Source organism: Pseudomonas sp. CFBP2511, from assembly GCF_030209255.1.
In the GTDB taxonomy this organism is placed as follows: domain Bacteria; phylum Pseudomonadota; class Gammaproteobacteria; order Pseudomonadales; family Pseudomonadaceae; genus Aquipseudomonas; species Aquipseudomonas avellanae.
The window spans coordinates 1-23,158 of the sequence record NZ_JARVSI010000027.1 but is presented as its reverse complement, the minus strand read 5'-3'; the positions used below and the strand labels follow the sequence as shown (position 1 = coordinate 23,158).

The window sequence follows — 23,158 nt, the reverse complement described above, 5'->3', positions numbered from 1 at the left end:
GACTGGAATAGGAATTCCTCGTGTAGCAGGAGACGATCATGAACACGACAACCCGCATCAGTACCGCAGAACGTCTCGGCCGCAGCGTTGGCCGTGGATGGCGCGCCTATGCGCGCGGCGAGCGAAGGTTGTCGAGCTGGCTAGCCTCTAAAGGGGTGCCTGTCGTTGGTGCCGCGTTGGCGTTGTGGGTGGTCAAGCTGGCTGTGCTGGGACTGCTGTTCTACGTTGCTTCCTGGCTGGCGGTTTTGCTGCTGTTGGGAGTTGCGGCGGCATGGATGGCAGGTAGTTTGGCTAGAAGGGACGACCGCTGGGCACAACAGGACGAACTGCGCAATGGGGAGGCGGGCTTCGGACTGTATTCGTCCTCCGGTCAAAGGATCGACCCTCACGACCCGAACGACCCGTTTGATGGCTGAGGTTTGGCCGGCCCGTCACAGCGCCTTCCGGCTACCTTGTTTACGCCTGCCCCTGCGGTATCACGCGCTTCCTTGAAGCCGACGGCACAAAGTTCTGCGCTATCACTCCAACCTTGACTCGGCCACCCCAAGGGCGCGACCCAAAGGTCGGTAGGATCAAGAACATCTTCCCGTGACGAAGTTCAGCAGCATGTCGCCGAATGCGTTGTTCAAGCCGATCATCGGATTGAAATTGTTGTGTGGCCGGTTCCAGCCCCATCGTGGAGCGCGTCCAAGATAGTGCTGTCGATCCAACGGGCCAACTGGAACTAGAAATCCAAGAGGAACAACCCGAACTGCGCCACGCTGACGGTGACGACTGTCTTGAGGTCGTAGGTGCCGACGACCAATACCAGCGAAATGCAATCACCAACGCCATCTGGAGCAGCACGAGCACCATGGGTAGGGCCAGGCGCGCTACGTGCATGGCGGGGGATATTGCGAGTTTCCAACGGCCATTCCCATGTCGCCTGCCGCGCGCGTCACGATGTTCGGCAAGATGAATAGCCCCGGAGCGATTCAGTGCTGCGTAGCTCAAGGACATAGAGTTCAAGAGGCGTGTTTGCATGAGCTACGATCAGGAAGAAACCGGGTTTGCGAGACCACGCTGGACTATCGCGCAGACGTAACGACTGCCGAGTGTCCGAATGACGTGGTCGCAGGGAGGCAAGTTGTCTACTTTTAGGCAAGCACTCCGATGTGGATTGTTGCGTATGGTAATAATGAGGTGGAATTTATAATTGCTAAAAAATATGAATTAAGAACTAATAAAAAAGGATGTTTTTATATGTCAGAGCCTAGTCGTCATTCCCTCAAAGCCGTGTCAACCCTGCCTATCTCTGAACATCGACTGGAAATTCGCCATTTACGATATTTCAAGGCGGTCGCAGAAGAGTTGAGTTTTACCCGTGCAGCCGAAAAGCTGCATATGGCCCAGCCACCGTTGAGTCAGCAGATCAAACAACTCGAAGATGAGCTGAATGTGAAACTGCTTGAGCGCGACACTCGGCCCATCCGTCTGACCGAAGCGGGGGAGCAGTTTCTGCTCAGGGTCAATTCCATTCTGGCGGATATCCATAACAGCATTCGCGACGTAAAGGGCATTGCCGAAGGGCGCAGTGGGCGTCTGGTGATAGGGTTCGCGGGCTCGGCCATGTACAACGGTTTACCCGAAGTGCTGGGTCTGTTTCAGCAATGCTGTCCGGGGGTGGAGTTGGCATTCAAAGAAATGCTTGCCGCCGAGATATCCCCTGCGCTCCTGACGCGCAGCATCGACATAGGCTTCGCCCGCCCCCCTATTAACGAGAACCCGGCGATCCATCAAAAACTGCTGTTGAACGAACCTTTGGTCGCGGCCGTCCCGGCATGGCACCGACTGGCCGGGCGCGAGCGCATTAGCGTGACGGACCTGCACGGCGAAAAAGTCGTGCTCTACCCCCGTTATCCTCTTCCCAGCCTGACCGATCTGATCCTAAACACGCTCGACGCAGCGTCGGTCAGGGTGCACATCGTGCAGCCGATCGAGAACCTGCAAGCGGCCCTGGGGCTTACGCGAGCCGGCGTGGGGTTGACATTCGTGCCTCAGAGTGTGGGCGCCGAGCAGCGCCAAGGCATTGTGTTCTTGCCCATTGAGGGGGATCTACTGCGCTCGCCAATGAGCGCCGCCTGGCTAACCGAAAACTGCACGGCTGCGGTACACAATTTGTTACCGATGCTCGACCTGGCCGGTACATGGCTGCAGGCTCAACGCCCCCCAGCAACGGGAACAATAGCGCCGGTTACGTAAGTTGCTGCAGATGAGGCAAGCCAGGCAACGCAGTCTGCAACCTCTTCGGGTTGACCGGCCCTCTCCATGGGCACCGCCGTCGCCAGGGTGGCCGCCCGGTCGGGCTTGCCGGCGGCGGCGTGCAGGTCTGTCTCAATGAGCCCCGGCGCCACGGCGTTGACTCGAATACCATCGCCGGCTACTTCTTTAGCCAAGCCATGGGTGAGGCTATCGATCGCGCCCTTGGTGGCGGCGTAATGGATCCACTCGCCGCCGCCACCCAACTGTGCAGCACGCGAAGAAACGTTGATGATTGACCCCCCATGCCCGCCTCGGGAATAGCCCATGCGCCGGACGGCTTCACGTGCACACAGGAACGCGCCAAACACATTCACCTGGAAAACCCGCTGCAACTGTTCGAAGGTCAGCGCTTCGAGCCGGCAAAAGCCTTCAGTTATTCCAGCGTTGTTGACCAGCAGCGTCAACTGCTCGCCCTGTTGATCCAGCATATTGAACAGGGTAAGTACCTGTTGTTCGCAGGCGATGTCCAGTTGCATTGCCTGCGCCTTACCGCCTGCCGCAACGATGGTTTGGATGACTCGCTCGGCGGCGGTGGCATCCCGGGTGTATGTCAGGACCACGTGATAACCGAGCCCCCCAAGCTTCAAGGCAATGGCAGCGCCGATACCGCGACTGCCACCAGTCACCACTGCAAGTTCTGCCATAAAAGACCTCTTCTACTGTAGGTAAGTTAATTGATTTCCACATATATAAGCGATTTGTTCTGGCTGTCAATAGGTCGCATGCAGTATATGCCTGTTATATAAAAACATACTTCATCAGTATTGGACGATCGCCTCGGCCCTGCCTAGCCTTTGTTGCCAGTTCGTTGCGTAGTTGCTTCCGCGCCCCATTATTAGATCAATGGGGAAGTATTATCACAGGGAATAAATATGTCGGGACTACTAATTACTAAGTTAGCCAATTGGATAAACCGCACGCCTGAGCAAGTCGCCTTGTGTGACGCTTACCGGCAGATTAGTTGGGATGTACTGGGCCTTGAGGCTAGGGCATTGGCCCATAGACTGGTCGAGTGCGGCGCAGGGCACGGCAAACTGGTGGCCGTGGTCGGGCCCAGAAACCTGGAGATCGTGATTGGGTTGGTGGCTGTCATGTTCAGCGGCGCGACCTACACGATAATCGAGGTGGCTGACCAGCAGGAGGAGGCCACCGCCCGGCTGGCGCAGATTGGAGCCGACCTCGTTATTGCGACCGGAGGCTATGGCCTGGAGTGTGACAACGTTGTGCGTTATCACTTTAGCGCAAGCCAGGCCCCTGTACCCTGCATCACGCTGCCTTGTACCGCAGACGCTGCCGCCTACGTGCTGTACACCTCGGGTTCCACCGGTACCCCTAAGGGCGTCGCGGTATCCCATGACAACATTGCGCATTACTGCCGCGGTATTACTCAGGTGTTGGGAATCCGCGATGGGCTGCGTTATGCCCACGTGAGCACGCTGGCGGCGGACTTGGGCAATACCGGGCTGTTTTTGGCGCTGTGGACCGGTGGCAGCCTCTATGTGGCAGACGACGCCGAACGCAAAGACCCGCAAGCGTTGTGCCGGCTATTGAGCGAGCGCAACATCGATATCCTGAAAATCACGCCTACCCATTGGCGCACAGTGCTTGAGCAAGCCGGGGGCGGTACAACCCGGCGCCCGGAATTGGGCTGGTTGTTGCTCGGGGGAGAACCGCTTAGCGCGGCGCTTGCGCGGGCCACGTTGGCCAGTGGCGCGGTAACCCAACTTTTTAATCACTATGGCCCGACTGAGGCCACCATCGGTATCAGTGTTCAAGCCGTGGAGCCGGGTGCCTGGCTCGATAGTCTCAAGGGCAGTGTGCCCATGGGGCGGCCTCTGGGTGAAACAGAGATCCGCATTTACAACCGTGAAGGTGTTCACTGTGCGCCTGGGGAAGTTGGCGAACTATTTATCGGTGGGCCGCAGGTGGCACTTGGTTACTGGAAGCGCTCAGACCTGGATGCCGGACGCTTCGTTGAGCTTGACGGTCGCCGATTCTACCGCTCCGGAGACCAAGTGCGATTGGACGCCCAGGGCCAGTTGCAATTTGTTGGCCGGGCAGATCGGCAAGTCAAGGTCAATGGTTATCGGGTCGAGCTGGGCCATGTCGAAGTGGTCCTGCAACGCATTCTGGACGCGCGCGCTGTGGTGGTTCATCACCGCTACGATGAGCGCGATTACCTGCTGTGTGCCTACGAAGGCGTGCACCAAAGTGCCGCGCAATTGCGTAGCGAACTTTCCAAGAACCTGCCCGGATATATGGTGCCGTTTCGCTTCGATCACTTGGCAAAGTTGCCGATGAACGCCAACGGTAAACTCGACATCGTCGCGGTAGAACAGCTGTTACTCGCCAGCTTCACGGCGGCGCTGGCGGACGCAGCCCAAGCCCAGCCCGTTGGCGATAACCCGTCTGACAAGGTGAGGGGGATTTTTCAGCGCCACTGCCGGGCGATGACCGTGGATGCTACGAGCGATTTCTTCGATTTAGGCGGTGACTCTCTGGATGCCGTGCGGCTGATCTCTGAGTTACAACTCGAGGGGTTCGATGTCACCGCCCGCGCGTTTCTGGGCAACCCGACCCTCAACGGGCTGTTGGACCAGTTACGCTGCGCCACGCAGCAAACGACCGACGACACTAGGAGCGAGCGTGAGACCCACCCCTGCAAGGCCGGCCCGGCACAAGAATGGTTCCTGCAGCAGGACTTTCGCGAACCGAATCGGTGGAGCCAGTCCATGCTGGTCGAAGCCGGCGTGCGGCTCTATGCAGACCGGCTGCAGCGTGCCTGCCTGCAAACGCTTCAAGCACATGAACTGCTGCGATCTCGCTTTTGCTATGACAGCATTGAACACGCCTGGGTGTTCGAGGCTGTGCCGGCTTACGAACATGTGTTTTCCTGCTGGGAAGCAGATGCAGCCGTGGACGACCTCGCTGCACTGCTGAATCAGCGCTATGCCGCCCTCGAACAGAAGTTGAATGTCAGCGCAGGTACGCTGTTTTTTGTAGAACTGATTCGTGCAGGGGGTAAGCAGTACCTGCTACTTGTGGCACATCACTTGGCGGTCGATGTAGTGTCCTGGAGTTTGATCCTGGATGAGCTGACGGTGCGTTATGTCAACGATGGCCAGGCGTGTCCGCTTCGCTCGTTGAGCTACGCCAATTGGACACGGCATTTGCACGAGCACCAGGCTCAGTGGGCCGCAGATGCAGGCTGGTGGCATCAGCGCCTGTCCGTCACGCGGCCGCAAGCCTTCGAGGCGGGTACAGAAGCGGATGCACACACAGCTTGGGTTTCGTTCAGCCGTAGCGAAACCGCACACATTATTGAACGTGCAGCCGCAGCGGGCATTTCGATCGACCAATACTTACTGGGCACCTACCTGCAATTGGCCAGCCTTCATTGGCCGGAGCCGGTTCTCAACGTCACAGTGGAAAGCCATGGGCGGCTCAGCCTGAGCGACGAGGTGGATGTATCACGCACGGTTGGCTGGTTTACTGCAGCCTTTCCAGTCGCGGTGCCAGCAAGCGATCTGCTACACGCACCGGCGCTGGTGGTCGGTCGAGCCTTGGCACAGGTTCCCAACCTAGGTCATTCCTATGCCTTGTCCGGGTTGCCGTCCACCGCCACCCGTCATTGCTTCAACTATCTGGGCAGAGCCCGGTTGGGCCTGCGCGACGATCTGCAACTGCGTCCTGCTGCCGTGGCCTACCAAGGGGTGCGCGGGCGCGATAATCATCGCGTGAATCAGTTCAAGCTGACCGGCAGGCTGCTGGAAGAACAGTTGATTCTGGACTTGAACTTCAATGCACGGATGAGCAGTCCCGCCCAAATGCAGGCGTTCGCGCAGGGGTTGCGGCATGCGCTGCTCGGGGCGGACGCCCAGCCAGCCGGCATTTATCTGAGTTCAAGCAGCTCCAGCGGCGCTTTATGGAACATTCCCGCGCAGGCGTTGCCAGCAACCACAGGCTTTGCGACCGATACGGCCGTCAATGCGCCCGGCACTATTTTGTTGACCGGCGCCACCGGCTTCATTGGGGTGCACATACTGCGCGAGCTGCTCGAGCAGAGTTGCGCGACCGTGCACTGTCTGGTGCGGGCTCCTTCGCAAGCGGATGCCCAGCAGCGGCTTACGGAAGTCTGGGCACACTTCTTCGGTCACAGCCAGCCGCTCTCTGCGATCGAGCGCGTGCGAGTGATTGTTGGTGACATGCGTCAGCCTCGTCTCGGTTTGGCGCAGATCGATTGGAACCATTTGGCCTCCACTGTGGACGCGGTCTATCACTTTGCAGCCGACACGCGCCTGGTGGGCAGCCGCGTGGACATGCAACGCAGCATCGTTGCACCCGCCTATGAGCTCATCCGCTTTGTGGAGGCCGGCAAGAGCAAGGTGCTACATTTTATGTCTACGTTGGCCGTGAGCGGTTGTTACCGAGGCAAGCTGGCGGCGCGATTCGATGAAGATGCCCTCGATGTCGGTCAAGACTTTCTGAACGAGTACGAGCGCAGCAAATTCTTGACCGAAGGCATTGTTCGGGAACTGGCCTATCGCGGGCACAGCGCGTTCATCTATCGCTCCGGGAATGTGACAGGGCATTCACAAACTGCTCTGTTCCAGCGCAATGCCGATGCCAACCGCTGGGTGCAGTGCGTGAATGCGATCGCCCATGCGGGAATGGTACCGGTCAACTACAACGAGCCTTTAGTGCTTAGTCCGGTCGATACCGTTGCCCGTGGCATCGTGGCGCTCTCGCTGGACAGCAGCCTTCCCAGCGGCACCTATCACGTCGAGTCACCCTTCTCGATATCGCCCGGCCTATTCGTAGACGCGCTTCAAAAGCTGGGTATTCCCGTGGCACGCACGGTTGCAGGCAGCCTCAAGGAGGCGCTGGAACGGTCCGGGAAAACCGCTTTGGCGCCGGTCGCGCTCGGCCTGTTTTGGGCATCGCGAGAGCCCCGCAACATTATCTACGACCATTCCCGAACGCTGTCACGGCTGTCAGCCCACGGAGTGGAATTCACTGAGCTGTCGCACGACTGGGTATTGAGGTTCGTGAAGCGCCTGAGCGATCTGGGCCTATTCCGTCAGGCGCAGCCGGCAGCATTTAATGCAAGTGTTCAACGCAAGGAGTACAGCAGGACATGACTAACCACATGACAGTCGCGGTATCAGGCGGCACCTCTGGCATCGGCCGAGCGATAGCGCAAAACCTGGCGCAATCAGGTATTCAGGTGGCGATCAGCGGGCGTAATCAGGACAGCCTGGAGCAGATCTGCGCGGCTTCCCAGCAGCCCGGAGGCATCATCGGCGTAGCGGCAGACGTACGCGATGTCACCCACGTGGAGCAACTGTGGCGCGCGAGTGAACACAACTTCGGCGAGCCGCCGAGTGCCTTTGTGCTCTGCGCAGGTAGGGGCTTGCCCGGCTCGCTGCTCACCTCGGACCAGGCGCAATGGGAGGAGCTGATTGCTATCAATGTGCTTGGCGCGATGCAGCAATTACGCGCCGTGGCCAAAGCGTTCAGCGAGCGCGAGCGCAGCAGCGATACGGTGCAGGACATCGTCGTGATCGGCTCCACCGTTGGCCGCACGTTGTCCGCGGGCAACCCCGTCTATGGGGCCACCAAGTTCGCCCTGCATTCTCTGGTGGAGTCGCTGCGCCAGGAACTGGCCAGCAGCCTGACCCGCGTCACTCTGATTGAGCCTGGTTTCGTGCGCAGCGGGTTCCAGCAGTCCGCAGGTTACGACATGAACGCCTTCGACACGCTGGAACGTGACCTCGGCCCGTTCCTGAGCGCTGACGATGTAGCCCGCTCCATCCGTTTCGTGCTCGATCAGCCGCCCCACGTGCATATCGATGACATCCGTCTGCGTCCCACCCGCCAGCGGGTTTGATCCTACGTATTTTTTCCCAATGAGGACTAAAGGCATGAACGTACAAGTAAAACCGGCAAGAAGAGAAATCGCTCCGGCCATCGTCGCCACGGAATTAACGACCGACACGCTTCTCGCACTGTCGATGCGCGAGATCGGTGCCATTCATGTCAAGGGCTATTACCCGGTAGACGTTGCTGATCGGGCAGCGTCCCGGTGTATCGACCACCCGAAACTGGGCCACTACAACAAAAAGTACACCAGCAGCGTGGGACGCATCTGTACACCTCATATCGACTCGGAATGGGATCCGTTGGCAGCGCGCAAGTATCACGATGAAGCAGTGGAAAACATTCAGGACCTACGCACGTTGTTTGCTCCGCATCTGACGCCGGCCGACAAAATTCGCCTGCAATTGCAGGAGTTCTGGCCGGGCGGTGCAAACATTCAGCGCTTGCACGGACATAGCTGCTTTGTGGGAGCCATCCGGGTATTCAGGCCTTCCTCATCGCGCTTTTATCCGCATAACGACACGATCATCGAAGAGTCGGATGCGCCTGAACTGGCAGGTATTGAAGAGCAGATGGTCGCTAATATGTACTTACGCACCCCCAAGCAGGGCGGCGACCTGCAACTCTGGTTGCGCGACCCGACCCCCGAGGAAATGGTTAAAATCCGCGACGTTGAAGGCCTGCTGCCAGATGAGGTCGAGCAAGCTCCGCTGGTGATCCATCCCGATGCTGGCGATTTGATCATTTTTAGCTCGCGCATGCTGCACGCCGTTACGCCCAGCGATGAGAGTTATCGTATTGGCATGGCAGCGTTTATCGGTTGCTATGGCAGTGACCGACCGTTGACTTATTGGAGCTGAGTTTTCAGCAACGGCAGGGCGCCGCTACACCGCGCGCGTCACATCGGCGACACTTATGAAACGATACCTGATCTTGTTTGGCTCAGATCTGCAATCACGTAGTGGCCTTGTGCGATGGATGAAAGAGGTCGGTTTCGCGGGGCCACGTGTTGGCCCCGGGTTTCTGTTCACTCCTTGGCTTGACCGCCATGAGGGGGGACGCGGGGATCTTTTCTTCGCGTTGCGCCAGCACGAAATCGACTTTGCGGTGGTACCGGGGGGCCTGACCTTGAGGCGCTTTCGCCTGTTAGCTTGCGACATGGACTCCACCCTCATCGAGAGCGAAACCATGGTGGAACTGGCCAACCTTGCCGGGGTAGGGCAGCAAGTCAGCGCACTCACCCTCCAGGCGATTACGGATCCTGGGCACGACTACGCCGCCAGCATGCGCTATCGAATCGGCCTGCTGCGCGGAACGGCGTTAAGCGATGTACACGAATTGATAGAACATTCCTGCCCGCTCGCTCCTGGTGCACGCGAGTTGATCCACGCAGCGGCAGCGGCCGGCCTTCGCAGCGCTATCGTCAGCGGCGGCTTTCAGTTGGTTGCGCAGCCGCTTCGCCAGGCACTGGGAATTGACGAGGCGTTTGCACATGAGTTGGAGATCGCCCATGAGACCCTTACCGGCACGCTACTCGGCGAGGTGATCGACGCCCAGGGCAAAGCTGACATCCTGGCCAGTCTTTGCAAGCGCAACGGCTTTTCGCCGCAGCAGGTAATTGCCGTGGGGGATGGTGCCAACGATCTGGAAATGGCCAGGTTCTGCGGCCTGTTTGTAGGTTTTCGGCCACAGGCAGCGCTGCTGCCGGCGTGCGATATCGTGCTGGACCACACTGGGCTCGACGGCATAATCCATGCCTTGGCGTGTAGCGAGCAGATTGGCAGTGAGGCGTTCCCTCACAGCCTGCATAATGAGGGTGTTGAGTGAGGAAATGCCTGAAGGCGTTACGCAAGCGTGCGGATCTGCTGATCTGCTTAGTGTTCTTGCTGCTGTGGTCGTCCGGGTTTTCCATTGTCAAAGTGGGACTGAACTACAGCAGTCCATTATTGTTTCTATGGTTGCGCTATGTGCTGGTGGTACTGGTGCTGTTGCCGCTGGTGTTCCTGCAAAAGCCCCCCTTGCCTAAAGGCCGGCAATGGCTTGGCCTTATCGCCATCGGCATGCTCATGCAGTGCGTTTACTTTGCCGGGACTTACCTGGCGATAAGTGCGGGAATTTCCGCAGGCCTTTTGGCGCTGATCGTATCGATGCAGCCGGTGCTGGTCGGTGTGGCCTCGCCGCTGCTGCGTACACCGCTGGCTCGTCCTCAATGGATGGGCATGTTGTTGGGGTTCGCTGGCGCAGCGGTGGTCATCCTGAGCAAGTCGCAAGTGGAGCGCTTCACCGCGTTGGGCATGGGCTTGGCGTGGCTGTCGTTGCTGGGTCTTTGTGGCGCCGTGCTCCTGGAGAAAACCCTGGAGCCGCAGCCGGTGCTGGTGTCGTTGACCGTTCAGTATGTGTTGGGCCTTGTGGTGGTCGTGCCATTGGTGCTGAGCCTGGAAACCACGCACCTCGTTTGGACTTGGCCGCTGCTCGGGGCGCTCGGTTATCTGGCGTTATGCAACTCGCTGCTGGCTGTGGCGCTGCTGATGTTGATGATCCGGCGCAACGAGGCGGCTAAAGTATCAGCGGTGTTTTTTTTGGTGCCTCCCTGCGCCGCGCTTTTCGCTCTCGTACTGCTGAATGAACCGATGCCAGCGCTGGCTTGGGCCGGCGTGGTGCTAGCAGCGGCTGGCGTGCGGCTGTGCACTAAGCCAACGGATGTGCAGCCCCAGGAACGGGCCTGATGATCACAAAGCCATCAATAAAAACAGAGGGTGCTGAGACGACGCTTACACACCGAAGAACAAATCGGCCTTGAATTCCTCTATGAAGATGTGCTTGCCAATGCTAAGCACAGCTAGGCTGTAAATGTCCCATTGGCTCTCCCTTTATCAGGTCTTCCATTTTGCGCCCATTACTCAATGCAATGGGCAAAAGCTTGCCCTCACGACGCATGTCGATCAGGGATGTGTTGGGATGACGCCTCGATGACTGAGGTTTGGCCTATCAGTCACAGCACTTTGCCAGCTACCTTGTTTACACCCACCCCTGCGCTATCACGAGCTTCCTTGGAGCCTACGGCAAGGTTCTGAGCGATCACCCCGGCCTTGATCCCGACCCACCCCAACGCTGCGACCCAAAAAGTCGGCAGGACCAAGAACATCGTCCCGGTGACGAAGTTCAGAAGCATGTCGCCGAAGGCATTGTTCAATCCGACCATCGGATCGAAGTTATTGTGCGGCCGGTTCCATCCCCAGCCCCATCCATAGAGCGCATCAAGGATGGTGCTGTCGATCCAGCGGGCCAACTGGAGCCAAAAATCGACGAAGAACAGCGCGAACTGCACGACGCTGACCGTGACGACCATCTTGAGGTCGTAGGTGCCCACGACCAATACCAGAGGAATGCAAATCACCAACGCCATCTTGAGGAGCGCGAGCACCATGGGCAGGGCCTGGCGCACCACGTCCATTGCGGGGAATGCTGCCAGTCCCCCAACGGCCATTCCCACGTCACCTGCCGCGCGCGTCACGATGTTCGGCAAGGTTTTGTCGATCTGGCCACCGTAGTCTGTATAGACCGAGCCTTGGTTGAGTTTCTGCTGACGCGGCGAGGCGATCGCGCGAATCACCGAATCATCCACGTCGGCGCGGCTCAGGAACCCAGCCCAGCCCGCCAGCCGCGTGAGCAGGTTTGGGTCCACCTGGCCCAGCAGCCGTGCCCGCAGGCCGTTGCTGCCATCGGCCCACCATTGCCGACAGTTCGGGTATCCGCCGCCGCTGGACACCTGCGCAAGCCCTGCATCTCGGTTGCTGTCGTAGGGCCAGTCCTCGCGCGGCGTGCTGGAGCGATAGCTGTCGTAGTAGCCGGCCGTGTCCGTCAAGAAGCGCGAGCCGATCCAGGTGACATCGTGCATCTGGTCTTCATCAAGTTGCGGGCGCTGCATGAACAGCTTGGCACGGGCCGGCCCGTAGCAATCGTGGCTGAAATCCGCCACTTCCTGGGCCAGCATTGGATCGTCGATGCGCGTGGCGTCAATCTCCATCCGCATCTGCCGCAGGTCGGTGCCGCAGGGGATTGCCGCGACAGAAGCGCCCGTGACAGCGCGCGAGAGCGCGTGGATGAAGGCCCACCACACCGGCAACTTTGCGCTTTGATTGTTGAGGGTCGAGAAGGACTGCGACCAACCTGTGTCGGCCGGCTGCGGCACGCTGACCTGGCACTGCGCGGAGCGTGAGCTGTCGTACTGGATGGTGTTGAGGTCGACGTCGATGAAAGGGATGCCAGCAAACATCACTACCACGATGGCGACGAACACTCGGTTCTCGATGCGCGCAGCCGAGAGCACGCCCTTGTTGCCTTCGTCGGCACCTTCCGTGCGGGCCTTGAGCCATTCCTGCACGATGATCGCCACAAAGGGCAGCGCAAATACCCCGCTGGATACCAACACGGCCCAGATGCCGTTATTGACGATCCAGGAGACAAGGGTGAGGTAGTACTCCAGGTAGTCGGTGGTGAAAAGCGTCATTGCCTGACTCTCCCCTTAGCCCTGTATCAGCAGACTGGTTTCCAGCGCCACGATGGCGAGGACGCCGGCGATCTCACTGCGCCCCAAGCGGCGTCGCGCCTGCGCATCGGCCTCGCGCGCCAGCAGCCGGCGGCGCATCCAGATCCATCCATAGGCCGTCGTCCCGTACAGGCAGAGCCTCCACACCAGGAAATAGCCTTCCGCGGCCGCCAGCCAGCGCTCCCAACCGGTAACGCTGCCGACCATGTAGATGCCAGCAATGTTGGTGCCCACGGCAGCGGCAATGATCACCACCGTCCACATCAGCGCCTTCGCCGCGCGCCTGCTGAACAGCCAGCGCGGCCGCAGCCCAGTCATGCTCATGGCCGGACTCCCGGATTGCCCTTCTGCAACTGGTCGAGACGGTCAGGCACCGGATCACCCTCGTAGATGCCACGCGAACCCGCCGCACGCGTGCCGTGGCGCTGGATGATGGCCATCGGCGAGTTGTTGGCCAGCTCGCGGCGCAGTTCCAGCTCGGTCTTCAGGTTCTGGATCTCGCGGTCGAGCGTGTCGCTCTCGTGGTTCACGGCCTCCACCGCGAGTTCATTGGCGGCGACGTTGGGCTCCTTCTTGCCCGTCAGCAGGGTCCGCTGGAGCAGCAGAGCTTTCTCCAGCACGGACGACAGCGCCACCTCGGACGCCAGCCGCCGCGCCAGCAGGTCTTGATCGGGCTCGTCGCGTAGCGCCTCGATGACGCCGCGCGTGATGGGCAGCGAGGTGCTGCCAGCCACGCGCAGGTTCTCGAACGTCGTGTTGCGCGTCCCCGAGATCAGCTCCTGCAAGGCTTCCAACTTCGCCTCGTACTCCTCCTGGATCAGCGGCGTGAGCCCCACACCGGGCACTGTCTCGGTCTTGGTGCAGGCATCGCAGATGCGCTGCTCTTTCTCGCCCAGGACCCGCGTCGCCCATTCGACCGCCTGTTGCGGCGAGGTCCAGGTCTGGCAGGACAGGCTTGCGCAACTCGCTTGGGCGATGGATGACGTGTCGGTCACGCTGCGGCCATTGACCAGGTTGTAGCCCGCCCGAGTGACATCGCCGACCACTCGGATGGCCGGCTGGCCCGCGCCACCGGCATTGCTGCCGCCCACCCAGGGCACGCCGTCATTGCCGCGCTTGGTTTCCGCTTGCTCGATCGCCGACACGGCATCCGTGCTAGACACCGCATCGCGCAGCGCCATGCCTTGTGCCATCTGGCTCCAGCCAAGCTGGCCGCCGGCCGTCTCGGCCATCTTCTCGGCCATGGCGCGGCACGTCAGCTTCGAGCGGTCGAAGTCCAGCCGCGCCTGCAGCACGCCATTTGTGAGCAGGTTGTACAAGCCTGGATCGGCGCGCTGGATGATCAGCGCAGGCAGGGATGCCACGGCGCTGGTAGCACTCTGGATCACGTTGCTCATGATCTGCTGAAAGCCGTTCGTGACACCGTTGAGCTGGTTCTTCAGCGTGGTCTGGATGTTCATGTCGCCGCAGATCAGGTTGCTGTTCCAGCCCGCACCGACTCCGATCGAACGCATGCCTGCCGCGCGGCCCATGGACACCGCGCTGCCACCACCAATCGAATACATGACCTCATCGCCGATGACGGGGCCGCTGGCCTGGAAGCCGTTCTGCGCCCATGCGAGGCCGCAGCCCAGGGCAAGCGCGCCGGCCAGCGCCGTGGTGCGCAGCAGGCGGCGTGCCTTGGTAGAGAGATTCATCAGTTCAGGACGCTTCATCGCCGTATCCTCAATCGAAATCGACGCTGCCGAGGAACACCTGGCCCCGGCGTTCGCAGCACACATAGGGCCGCCACAGCGCCCAGGCGTAGTCGCCTTGCTGGGCTTGAGTGGTTTGAGTGGCTTGAATCAGGGAGCCGCCGCGCGGGAAGACCGTGCAGGACGAGGACAGCGCGGGCGTGAGTTCCTGCCACTTGCCGGTCGAGGCATTACCCTCCATCAGCGCGCCGGCAGGCCAGTAGCCGGGCCGCGAGTTTGCCAGCAGCGGCTGATAGACATGGACCTGCCCGCGGCGCGTGACCACATCCCCCGCGCGTTGGGCCACCACGGCACCAGCCTTGTGGTCGTCCGTCTGGTGCAGGAAGCCGCCGCGCGGATAGACGTTGCCCCAGAGGTTCGACGTCGAGCGCGCGCCGATCTCGCGAATGCCCGGGGTCAGCGCCTCCGGGTAAGCCATCTCGGGCACGTTGTAGCGCCAGGCCAGTGTGTCCAGGGTGCTGAGCAGATACGGCATGAACGCCATGCCAGCGCCCTCGCAGAAATAGCCCGAAGACGACGCGAACTGGTTGAACACCTCGCCGCCGGGATGGCCGATGACATCGGCGTTCTTGAATCGTGCGAGATTGTTCTCGTGGTCGTCGTTAGTGATGCCGTCACCACCCGCGCGAGCTGTCGCGTTGGAGGCGCTCATCGCACGCACATCGGTCCAAGGATTTTCGCCAGTGTTGTTGTAGCTGGAGACGACCGCATCGGGAATGTAGTGGCGCACTTTGACGGACGTGCGCACCGTGCAGCCGCTTACAGTGCAGTAGAGCCAGTAGCAGATGCCCACCACCCGGTACTCCAGGCAATCTGGCGATGCCACTGAACCGACGATGGTTGCGGTATTCAATGCGTAGCTCGCTGTGGCGCTGACCAGCAGCAGCGAGGCCACCGCGACACGCAGGCGGCGCAACGGGTCGAATGGGCGGATCACGGCTGTGTCCTCCGATGCTGTTCGATTCGCGCGATGGCACGCGCCACGTCAGGCTCGCCATAGACCACATAGCGCCGGTCCACCACGACGGCCGGGATGCTGGTGATGCCCAAGCTCCATGCGTCGGTGACGCCTTGGTATGCGGAAGCGATGCGGTGCTGAAGGTCGGCACCGCCTTGGTTCAACCGGCGCCTGGCGATGGCTGTTGCCTGATCGGGATCGGCGGGCAGTGCCGCAGAAAGCTCAGCTTCGATCCGCGGCGCTTCGTCCAGCTCGATCAGCCGCTCGCCGCCCATGGTCCTGACCGGATGACGGCTGTCGGTGATGACCAGCACATCGGTAGCCAGTGTGGCCGGGCTGAATGCCACCAAGGACGCAGGCAGCACGACGGCTAATCCAAGGGCTCGCAAGCCTGGCGCGAACCTGAGAAAAGATGCTGGCATGTCGCGTGCCCCGGAAGTTGATCAGGGCGATAGTCAAACGCCGAACCCGATGCGACACGCACAAACAAAGCGCATCGCTGGCACCCCACATACCAGATTATCTCGCTGCAAAGAAAAAACGGGGGCCGAAGCCCCCGCAATGATCAATGAAAAAGATGGGCTACAGCAGGCCGCGCTCAGCGAAGGAAAATGGAGTTCCCTTGCCGATGATGATGTGGTCCAGTACCCGAACATCGATGAGCGCCAGCGCAGCTTCCAGTTGGTGGGTTAGCGTGCGATCAGCGTTCGACGGTTCAGTGGCCCCCGAGGGATGCTGGTGCGAAAGAATGACGGCGGCAGCGTTCAGCGCCAATGCACGCTGCACGATGACACGCGCGTGAACCGTGGCCGAATTGATCGTGCCTCTGAACATCGGTTCACAGGCCAGCACTTGGTGCAGATTGTCCATGAACACAACGACGAATACTTCGTTGGGCTCGTCGACCAGCTTCAGACGCAGGTAGTCCCGAACGTCTGCTGGCCAGTCGAGACGCGGGCCGGCTTTGAAAACACGCTGTTCCAGCAGCGCGATGGCTTGCTGGATGATCCGGTCCTCGTGCTGCGCAGCGACGAAAGGAAGTGACTCCACGCAGGAGTTATTAACGGCGAAAGGCATGACGAACCTCCAGATGTGAGATAGGAGGGCGCACGCCCCTGAAGGGCAAGCCCTCCGGGGGATAGGAATAACGGAACAGGATGCATCCACCACCGCGGCTGCGGTGATCGTTCGCGGCCAGGATGCGAGGCGAACGGGTAGCGGTCAGCGCAGCGGGCTGCGCCGTAGCCTCAAGGACCGCAGGCTACCTGGGCATGTCGCCGACAACGTCGGCAGGCATTTCGGTGGTGGGTGTGTCGGCCGGGTCGTCAGCCGACAAAATGTCCATGGCCGACAGCAGGGCGTCGCCCTTGATCGGCCCCTGCAGCAGGATGGTCTGACCGGTCTGGCGATCGTGCAGTCTGACCGATGGCGTGGCGGTCACGCCGCTCTTCGTCGCTTCCGCGGCCTGGGTACGGATCGCCAAGTCCGGCCGCTCGCTCGCCAGGCACTGATCGATAGCGGGCGTGAGGTCGGGATAGCGCAGGCCAACGGGCAAGCCCTGGCCGTCGCTGCGCGTATGGGCATAGACCCATTCGATGGTCTGCCAAAAGGCAGCATGCCCACCCACCTCAGCGGCGCATTCGGCTAAACGTGCTTCGGCTGACGCAGCCGGCTCATGCGCGGCCAGCGGCATGTGCTGCCATTGCAGGGCCACGTCCGCGTTGACGCCCACCCAGCGCTTGAGCAGCGGGAAGTAGGAGCGGCAGAATGGGCATTCGAGGTCCCCATAGAGCGTCATGGTGAAACGGCCCTCGGGGTTGCCCAACTGCCAGGGAGGCCCAGCCACCTGTGCGGTGTTGACCGCCACGGGAGACCGCGTCGTGGAATCGCCGGACCACCTGGACGAAAGCCAAATCAGCAATAGCGCGACCAGCGCGGCGGCCAAGCCCCAGAGCCAGCGAGGCCGCCAGCGCCTGTGGCGGAATGCCAGCACCTGTATCGGGATGGAAGGACGTCTGGGCGTCATGGTTCTCTCCGGCGGCTATTGGGGCTGGTCCAGGGCCGGCGACTCAATGCCGCGCGCCTGGTCAATCTTCTCGGCCACCTTGAAGGCGGCGTCCAACTCGCTGATGCCGAACTGCTGCATGAGCTGGTAGCGCTCGGCTTTTTCCTCGGGTTCGGTTTGCGCGAGGGCGAGGTAAAGGCTCGGTGGCACGGCCCGGAAGAGCACTTCCATGTTCTTGGACAGGATGACGCCCTCGGTGAACTTGCCGGCTTCCTTGCGGGCTGACAACATCAATGCCTTCTGCGCGGGCGAGAGTTCGCGGAAGCGCGCAATCTTCTCCACCTCGTCCGGTGGCATCGACAGGCAGATCCACCATTCGATCATGTTGAGCATGGGCTCCGCGGCACGCGGCAAGTCGTCGATGTTCTGTGTCGCCAACCAGAACCAAGCGCCCAACTTGCGCCACATCTTCGTGATCTTCACGACGTAAGGGGCAAGCAGCGGATTTTTGGTGATGATGTGCCCTTCATCGGTCACGTTGACGATCGGCCGCCCGAGGTATTGGTCGCGCTCGGCGATGTTGTTGACGGTGCTGATCAGACTGATGTAGGCGATGGAGAGCTGCGCGTTGTAGCCTTCGCGGGCATAGGTGGCGAGATCAACCAGCGTGATGTCGGCCTCGGGCCACGGCGTGCCGGGCCGGTCGAACATCTCGCCATCGTTGCCCTGGCAGAACATGTCCATTGCGTCGGCCATTTCCAGTAGGCGCACGCGCCGCGTTTCCGGCAACGTCGGGTCCTGGCCGCGGGTGCGAAGCGCGTTGCGCACGTCGCGCGTGAGTACCGTGCGCCCATCGGCCACGCAGTGCTCGGCCGCATCGAGGATGCACTGACGGATCAGCGAGCGATCCGCGCGCGTCATGCGCGCCTCCTCTTTGTCCTCGCCGCCGGTGATCATGAGGCGTGCGGTGATTTCCAGTTCGCCTAGCACGTCGCGCTGCTCGTCCGCCTCTGTGGCGTCGGGTGGCCGGTCCTCGTCCAGCGCATCGGCATCGAGCGTCTGCACGTCGCTCGGCGTCTCGATCAGGCGACGTGCGTCAGCAAAGGGAGCTAGGCTCACGTCCACCCCGGGTGCGAGCTTCACGCGGTGGACAGTCAGTCCGAGCTTGCGCGCGAACTCGGCGAACAGCCCGAAGCTGTTGCCAGCCTCCACGATGAACAGGCGCGGCCGGTAGATCGCCGTGACCTGGTTCAGCAGGTTGTTGAGCGTGGCTGACTTGCCCGAACCCGTCGGTCCGAACAGGAAGAGGTGGGCATTCATCTGCCTGTCAAACCTGTTGAGGGGATCGAAGGTGATCGGCCCGCCGCCGCGATTGAACATCGTGATGCCGGGATGCCCTGTGCCCTGGCTGCGCCCCCACACCGGCGATAGGTTCGCGGCATGCTGCGCGAACATCAGTTGCGTGTACCACTTCTTCCGATCCAGGCCAGGGTTGTAGCAACACGGCAGCCAGCGCAGATAGCTGTTGAGCGGCGCCACCTCGTCTTCCTCGCGCACCGGCTGCAAGCCGGCGTTGAGCATCACGTTCGCGAGATCGAGGCCGCGCCGGTCCAGTTCTGCTTCATCGTGCCCACGCAGATAGAACGCCAAGCTGCCTCTGTAGAGCTTATGCGCGCTGCCGATCATCGAGCGCGCCTCATGCACATCCTTGAGCGTCTGCTCGGACGCAAGCGTCTCGCCCACAGCCTTTCTCGCCAAGTGGTTCAGGTCTGATTCGAGGACGTCCTGCGGCGTGGCGACCATCGTCAGGCACATCAACGTGTCTTCGGGCATCTGGTCGAACAGCGTGTTGATCGCATCGCCCTTGCGGGTTTCGCCGGTCAGGTGCCCCGTGCCCGGTGGCATGCGAAGCCGGTCAGTGACGAGCACGCGGTGCGGCATCCCGTCGAAATACCAAGCGCCTTGCGCGACGTCGGAACGTGGTTGCCCAAAGAACATCCGCTGGCTGAAATCCCGCCCGCTCGCCAGTTCGATCTCGCCGTCCTCAGCTTTGTCGGGGTAGCGCGCCAGCGCGAAGAAGCGCTCGCGGTCCTCGGCACCAGGACCAAGCAACTTGGGATTCGGGTTGAACCACCGCAGTAGCCAGTCGTGAATGTCTGCGGCGACCATGCGCCGGGCCTCGATGCCAGCGTTCGCCAGTCCTCCGCACAGGCGGTCGCAGACGATGTTGAGCATCTGCTCCGGGGTCTGACCACGGCGGCTCGTCTGTCCGATGGAACGGCGATAGACCACCATCCGTACACGCCGAGTCTGGCCGCGCCAGCGCAGCCGCGTGACCACGGTGTCCTCGAACAGGCCGCCCGGCTTGGCCACCGCGCGCAGGTGATGGCTGAAGAAGCGTAGGTAGAACTCGGTGAATGCCGTATCGCGGGCACTCGGCCGCACGTAGTCGCGCAGGGTCTGCATGTACTGGTCGAAGCTGGGCTCGTCCTGGGCGTAGAGCTGGAGCACCCAAGGGTTCTCATCCAGTTCATCGAAGCTGTCCTGGAGCGCATTCTCCAACGCGTCGCGGGCATGCGCGAGCCAGCCGGGTTCCCGGCCCTCGGTGCCCAACGGCACCAGCTCATAGAAGGCTGCCACCGATTGCCCGTCCTCCAGCAGCATCGACTTCGACTCGGGCAGGAACTCCACCCAGGGCAGCAGTTCCACAAAGGACGGCGCAACGTCGTACAGCGCCTGCTCGTCGGCCACGGTCGCCGGCCTGTGGCCCTGGACCGCAGCACCGGGTTCGGGCAGGCCAGCTTGGCGCAAGGCCTCGACATGGCGCAGCCATCCGTCAGACGGCTCGTCGTTTCCGTTTGCTGCGGCGGCCAGCTTGGGCCAAGGGAGTTTCCACCGCATCAGTAGTCCTCCACGCGCTCGCCCGGCATGGCGTATTGGATGCGTTTGTACAGCGGAAACACGGTGCTGTAGCCCGGAACCGGCACGGGGTCCGTGCCGGCCAAATGGGGGAATACGTACATCACCAGGTCGGGATTGGGCAGGCGCTGGAACTGGCGATAGACCTCGTTGCGCGCCGTGCGCGTGTAGCGCATCTGCTCGGCGGGTGCGGCCTGCACGTCGGCGTCGGTCAGCGGCCGACGCAGGCTCTGGCGCGCGTCGAGCAGCAGGCGGTGAGCCACCTGGCCGGCACCACCCACCGCGCCGTCGCCGGTTTCCTGCTGCCAGATATCCATCATCGAGCGGTCGCCGTGGGTCAGCAGATCCTCCTTGCTGGTGGCGCAGCCGCCCAGCAGCGCGAGGAGGAGGGCCGACGCAAGGCCCTTAGTCAAGTTCGAGAGCATGGTTTTCTCCTGCGCGGTGATCAACCTTGCGACCTTCGGGATCGAAGTCGATGGCGAGCGGCTTGTCGAGGTGGACGGCGACTTTGGCGCCGGGCTGGACATACACTGCGGCGAATGCCTGGCCGTACAGCTTGTTGACCCAGTTCGACATCTCCTTGACACCGCCTGCGAGAATCCGGCCGACCGCTTCCTGACCGCTGATGCCCACGGTGCCAATAGAGCCGTCCGAGCCCACGTAGGACATCTGGCCGCTGTCGCTTTGGATGAGCGAGGCCACGCCGGCGCCGGCCGCCGTGATGAGGGCTTGCGAGCCGATGTACTGCTGCGCATTGCTGCGCCGCTCTCCGCCGACGCACGGGATGCCGTAGGGATCACTGATCCAGCCCAGGCCCCCACTTTGAGCGTTCTGCTGCTGGTTGTTCTGCTGATTGCCCTCGCGGTCCTCGGGGATCGTGCGGATCGTTCCATCATGAAAGACGAAGGTGATGCTGCGCACCTGGCCGCGCACGCATGACAGCGTCCAGTCCCCCGAAGCCGTGCCGCTGAAGACCGCACCGGCCACGTCAGGAATGTCGATGCCGTTGGCGGTGAGATTGTCGGGGCCGACGAGGACTTTGAAGGGGTACGGATCGTTCACGGTTCCGTCGATCGGGACGCGGCCAATCAGCGCCGTCATCGCCACCGACCCCATGAGCGTCGAGTTCGTCGGCACGGTATAGACGGGTTTGGTGCTTTTGGCCCGGGCGGAGCCCTCACTCGCCTTCGGCACGGTTTCCGCCGTGGTGTCCAGCGTGCTCTGCGCCGGGCCGAAGCTCGTCGGGAAGTTGTTGCCGCCACCCGTGCCACGGTTGCCATTGCGTCCATCGACGGGCTTCTTATCGTCTGGATCCACCCAGCGCATGCCGCCTTCCATTCCGGCCTCGTCGCCGTCGCGCAGCCCCAGGCCCACAGGCATATCTGTATGGCCGCCCCCGCGTCCGCCGATGCTGTCCAGACGCTGCTGCAAGTCGGCGAGCAGGCCCTCGGTCTGCTGGCGTTCACTGGCCGCCTGTTGCTGGTCGCGGCGCAGGTTGGAGCGCTCGGTCTCCAGCGCCGAGTTGATGCGCTGGTCGATCGAGTTCTCGCGCTGGCGCAGCCGCTGGTTCTCCTCGCGCTGGGACTTGTTATCAGACAGCGCGGTCTGAAGCTCGGTGCGCAGTTGCTTTACCTGGGCGACGAGCGTTGCCACGGTGTCGCGCGGGGTATCGCCTGCAATGCCCAATGCCTTCATTTCTTCGGGCGTGAGTTGGCTACCCGTCTCGGCTTGCGAGGGTGCCGACGACCCTCCGCCCGAGAACAGCCGAATGCCGAAGAACAGCACCAGCAGGGCCACAGGAATCATCAGCCACTTCAGGAGTCCGTTACTGCGCATGGGGAGCCTCCTTGCCGTCCTTCGGATCCTCGACGCTGGCTTCCGGCTGCGGCAAATGCGTGGCCGGGTCGAAGCGGTGGAGGGCGGGCAAAAGCGACTGCGTGATGCCTCGCCCGCGCGTCATCAGGTACAGGACGGTGGTGTCCTCGGGCGTGCCGCGCGGGCCGAGTGCCTCATGCTGGAAGGTGGCAGTGAGGAAATCGCCTTGCAGCACGCGCGGGTCTAGCGTGATCCAGCCGGCGTCGGTGTTGGTGAGGCGCACGGCCGTCACCCATTGGTCTTCCAGCCGCCACGAGGCGAGTGCGGTGGCGCGCACCGGCAGTGTCGGAATCAAGGTGCCGAGGTCCAGGTCACGGCGCAGGTTGACCCGCATGACGCCCGGCAGCGGCTCGACCGTGCGCAGCGGTGCGTATAGGTTCTGCGCGGCAAAGCGTGTAAGGACTACCGAGATTGGCGTTTCGCGCCGGGCTGACTGCGCGGCCGCCTGGCGATTGGCGGGTGCTGGCACTTCGTCGGCATCGGTCGGCTGATCGCCGGAGCGCGCGGAGGGCACATCGCCCTCGACGATGCGCACCGGCTCCAGCGCAGGCTCGCCACCCTTGGCCGGCTCGGCAGCAATGTCCAGCAGGATCAATGCCCCGGTGTCGGTGTCTTGCAGTTGCAGCCGCGTGGGTTCGATCGGCTCGTTCGCGCGCAGATACACCGCGCCGCCCGCGCTCTGCACGCGCAGGCGCTCGCCCACACCCGCAGGCACGCCCACGCGGACGTTCCGGTCGATAAACACGATGCGTTCCTGGCCGACCTTCAGCGCCACCGCAAGCGGCATGCGTTCCCAGCGCATAACCTCCAAGGCCTGGGCGACGGGAGCCGAGGCCACGGCCAGCAGTCCCAGCAGCGCGAGTAGGGGAGCCTAGAGAATTCGGAAAAAATCGTACGCTAAGGTTTTCCGAGCTGTC

The 23,158-nt window shown here is 61.8% G+C and carries 19 protein-coding genes and 1 pseudogene; 7 read left to right on the top strand and 13 right to left on the bottom strand.

Going from position 1 to position 23,158, the window contains the following annotated elements; genetic code table 11:
- The first annotated feature begins 38 nt into the window (after positions 1–38).
- Positions 39–416 carry a DUF3742 family protein gene (locus QRN38_RS22110; protein WP_039433053.1) on the top strand — a complete coding sequence of 126 codons (378 nt, stop codon included), beginning with the start codon at positions 39–41 and terminating at the stop codon, positions 414–416.
- Here QRN38_RS22110 and QRN38_RS22105 read toward each other — a convergent pair.
- A pseudogene (locus QRN38_RS22105) lies at positions 386–953 on the bottom strand (conjugal transfer protein TraG N-terminal domain-containing protein); the annotation flags it as partial. The gene QRN38_RS22110 and the pseudogene QRN38_RS22105 overlap by 31 nt on opposite strands.
- A gap of 199 nt (positions 954–1,152) precedes the next feature.
- Between QRN38_RS22105 and QRN38_RS22100 the strand changes: the two are divergent.
- Positions 1,153–2,241, top strand: coding sequence for a LysR family transcriptional regulator (locus tag QRN38_RS22100; protein ID WP_081025318.1), 1,089 nt, complete (start codon positions 1,153–1,155; stop codon positions 2,239–2,241).
- On the opposite strand, the gene QRN38_RS22095 is transcribed toward QRN38_RS22100, so the two are convergent.
- Entirely contained in the window at positions 2,199–2,945 is a 747-nt protein-coding gene (locus QRN38_RS22095; RefSeq protein WP_039433051.1) for an SDR family oxidoreductase, read from the bottom strand. The genes QRN38_RS22100 and QRN38_RS22095 overlap by 43 nt on opposite strands.
- A gap of 228 nt (positions 2,946–3,173) precedes the next feature.
- Here QRN38_RS22095 and QRN38_RS22090 point away from each other — a divergent pair, with 228 nt between their 5' ends.
- Genes QRN38_RS22090 through QRN38_RS22070 form a run of 5 tightly spaced genes read left to right on the top strand, consistent with a single transcriptional unit; the run spans position 3,174 to position 10,907 of the window.
- Complete coding sequence (locus QRN38_RS22090) at positions 3,174–7,442, top strand: AMP-binding protein (RefSeq protein WP_081025317.1); 4,269 nt, start codon at positions 3,174–3,176, stop codon at positions 7,440–7,442.
- The gene (locus QRN38_RS22085; RefSeq protein WP_057417707.1) at positions 7,439–8,191 is read left to right on the top strand and encodes an SDR family oxidoreductase; all 753 of its coding nucleotides are present in this window, start codon (positions 7,439–7,441) and stop codon (positions 8,189–8,191) included. Before QRN38_RS22090 ends, QRN38_RS22085 begins: the two co-directional genes overlap by 4 nt.
- A 34-nt stretch (positions 8,192–8,225) precedes the next feature.
- Entirely contained in the window at positions 8,226–9,041 is an 816-nt protein-coding gene (locus QRN38_RS22080; protein ID WP_024420816.1) for a 2OG-Fe(II)-dependent halogenase WelO5 family protein, read from the top strand.
- 55 nt (positions 9,042–9,096) lie between these two features.
- Complete coding sequence (serB, locus tag QRN38_RS22075; protein WP_081025316.1) at positions 9,097–10,008, top strand: phosphoserine phosphatase SerB; 912 nt, start codon at positions 9,097–9,099, stop codon at positions 10,006–10,008.
- Positions 10,005–10,907, top strand: coding sequence for a DMT family transporter (locus QRN38_RS22070; RefSeq protein ID WP_052761677.1), 903 nt, complete (start codon positions 10,005–10,007; stop codon positions 10,905–10,907). Before serB ends, QRN38_RS22070 begins: the two co-directional genes overlap by 4 nt.
- A 266-nt stretch (positions 10,908–11,173) precedes the next feature.
- Here the strand turns inward: QRN38_RS22070 and QRN38_RS22065 are convergent, their stop codons facing one another.
- The 11 genes from QRN38_RS22065 to QRN38_RS22015 form a co-directional block, all read right to left on the bottom strand.
- Complete coding sequence (locus QRN38_RS22065) at positions 11,174–12,691, bottom strand: conjugal transfer protein TraG N-terminal domain-containing protein (RefSeq protein WP_046833643.1); 1,518 nt, start codon at positions 12,689–12,691, stop codon at positions 11,174–11,176.
- A 15-nt stretch (positions 12,692–12,706) separates the two neighbouring features.
- Positions 12,707–13,054 carry a hypothetical protein gene (locus QRN38_RS22060; RefSeq protein WP_011269698.1) on the bottom strand — a complete coding sequence of 116 codons (348 nt, stop codon included), beginning with the start codon at positions 13,052–13,054 and terminating at the stop codon, positions 12,707–12,709.
- The gene (locus tag QRN38_RS22055) at positions 13,051–14,445 is read right to left on the bottom strand and encodes an integrating conjugative element protein (protein WP_011269699.1); all 1,395 of its coding nucleotides are present in this window, start codon (positions 14,443–14,445) and stop codon (positions 13,051–13,053) included. Before QRN38_RS22055 ends, QRN38_RS22060 begins: the two co-directional genes overlap by 4 nt.
- A gap of 10 nt (positions 14,446–14,455) precedes the next feature.
- Positions 14,456–15,418, bottom strand: coding sequence for a TIGR03756 family integrating conjugative element protein (locus QRN38_RS22050; protein WP_432443721.1), 963 nt, complete (start codon positions 15,416–15,418; stop codon positions 14,456–14,458).
- Complete coding sequence (locus QRN38_RS22045; protein ID WP_011269701.1) at positions 15,418–15,864, bottom strand: TIGR03757 family integrating conjugative element protein; 447 nt, start codon at positions 15,862–15,864, stop codon at positions 15,418–15,420. Before QRN38_RS22045 ends, QRN38_RS22050 begins: the two co-directional genes overlap by 1 nt.
- 160 nt (positions 15,865–16,024) lie before the next feature.
- Positions 16,025–16,519: a JAB domain-containing protein gene (locus QRN38_RS22040; protein ID WP_011269702.1), complete on the bottom strand. Its 495-nt coding sequence runs from the start codon at positions 16,517–16,519 to the stop codon at positions 16,025–16,027.
- Between the two features lie 184 nt (positions 16,520–16,703).
- Positions 16,704–17,468, bottom strand: coding sequence for a DsbA family protein (locus QRN38_RS22035; RefSeq protein ID WP_057417705.1), 765 nt, complete (start codon positions 17,466–17,468; stop codon positions 16,704–16,706).
- A gap of 15 nt (positions 17,469–17,483) precedes the next feature.
- Positions 17,484–20,348, bottom strand: coding sequence for a conjugative transfer ATPase (locus QRN38_RS22030; protein ID WP_012438505.1), 2,865 nt, complete (start codon positions 20,346–20,348; stop codon positions 17,484–17,486).
- Positions 20,348–20,791 (bottom strand): TIGR03751 family conjugal transfer lipoprotein, encoded by a 444-nt coding sequence (locus tag QRN38_RS22025; RefSeq protein ID WP_057417704.1) that lies wholly within the window; start codon positions 20,789–20,791, stop codon positions 20,348–20,350. The genes QRN38_RS22030 and QRN38_RS22025 overlap by 1 nt, the downstream gene beginning before the upstream one ends.
- Positions 20,772–22,202, bottom strand: a complete 1,431-nt coding sequence (locus QRN38_RS22020) for a TIGR03752 family integrating conjugative element protein (RefSeq protein ID WP_011269706.1) — start codon at positions 22,200–22,202, stop codon at positions 20,772–20,774. Before QRN38_RS22020 ends, QRN38_RS22025 begins: the two co-directional genes overlap by 20 nt.
- Positions 22,192–23,043 (bottom strand): TIGR03749 family integrating conjugative element protein, encoded by an 852-nt coding sequence (locus tag QRN38_RS22015; RefSeq protein WP_502945127.1) that lies wholly within the window; start codon positions 23,041–23,043, stop codon positions 22,192–22,194. The genes QRN38_RS22020 and QRN38_RS22015 overlap by 11 nt, the downstream gene beginning before the upstream one ends.
- Positions 23,044–23,158: the final 115 nt, after the last annotated feature.

Bases quoted from the DNA above. Each gene is read 5' to 3' on its own strand.
- QRN38_RS22110 (WP_039433053.1), top strand. From the start codon at position 39: ATGAACACGACAACCCGCATCAGTACCGCAGAACGTCTCGGCCGCAGC.
- QRN38_RS22100 (WP_081025318.1), top strand. From the start codon at position 1,153: ATGTGGATTGTTGCGTATGGTAATAATGAGGTGGAATTTATAATTGCT.
- QRN38_RS22095 (WP_039433051.1), bottom strand. From the start codon at position 2,945: ATGGCAGAACTTGCAGTGGTGACTGGTGGCAGTCGCGGTATCGGCGCT.
- QRN38_RS22090 (WP_081025317.1), top strand. From the start codon at position 3,174: ATGTCGGGACTACTAATTACTAAGTTAGCCAATTGGATAAACCGCACG.
- QRN38_RS22085 (WP_057417707.1), top strand. From the start codon at position 7,439: ATGACTAACCACATGACAGTCGCGGTATCAGGCGGCACCTCTGGCATC.
- QRN38_RS22080 (WP_024420816.1), top strand. From the start codon at position 8,226: ATGAACGTACAAGTAAAACCGGCAAGAAGAGAAATCGCTCCGGCCATC.
- serB (WP_081025316.1), top strand. From the start codon at position 9,097: ATGAAACGATACCTGATCTTGTTTGGCTCAGATCTGCAATCACGTAGT.
- QRN38_RS22065 (WP_046833643.1), bottom strand. From the start codon at position 12,691: ATGACGCTTTTCACCACCGACTACCTGGAGTACTACCTCACCCTTGTC.
- QRN38_RS22060 (WP_011269698.1), bottom strand. From the start codon at position 13,054: ATGAGCATGACTGGGCTGCGGCCGCGCTGGCTGTTCAGCAGGCGCGCG.
- QRN38_RS22055 (WP_011269699.1), bottom strand. From the start codon at position 14,445: ATGAAGCGTCCTGAACTGATGAATCTCTCTACCAAGGCACGCCGCCTG.
- QRN38_RS22045 (WP_011269701.1), bottom strand. From the start codon at position 15,864: ATGCCAGCATCTTTTCTCAGGTTCGCGCCAGGCTTGCGAGCCCTTGGA.
- QRN38_RS22040 (WP_011269702.1), bottom strand. From the start codon at position 16,519: ATGCCTTTCGCCGTTAATAACTCCTGCGTGGAGTCACTTCCTTTCGTC.
- QRN38_RS22035 (WP_057417705.1), bottom strand. From the start codon at position 17,468: ATGACGCCCAGACGTCCTTCCATCCCGATACAGGTGCTGGCATTCCGC.
- QRN38_RS22030 (WP_012438505.1), bottom strand. From the start codon at position 20,348: ATGCGGTGGAAACTCCCTTGGCCCAAGCTGGCCGCCGCAGCAAACGGA.
- QRN38_RS22025 (WP_057417704.1), bottom strand. From the start codon at position 20,791: ATGCTCTCGAACTTGACTAAGGGCCTTGCGTCGGCCCTCCTCCTCGCG.
- QRN38_RS22020 (WP_011269706.1), bottom strand. From the start codon at position 22,202: ATGCGCAGTAACGGACTCCTGAAGTGGCTGATGATTCCTGTGGCCCTG.
- QRN38_RS22015 (WP_502945127.1), bottom strand. From the start codon at position 23,043: ATGCGCTGGGAACGCATGCCGCTTGCGGTGGCGCTGAAGGTCGGCCAG.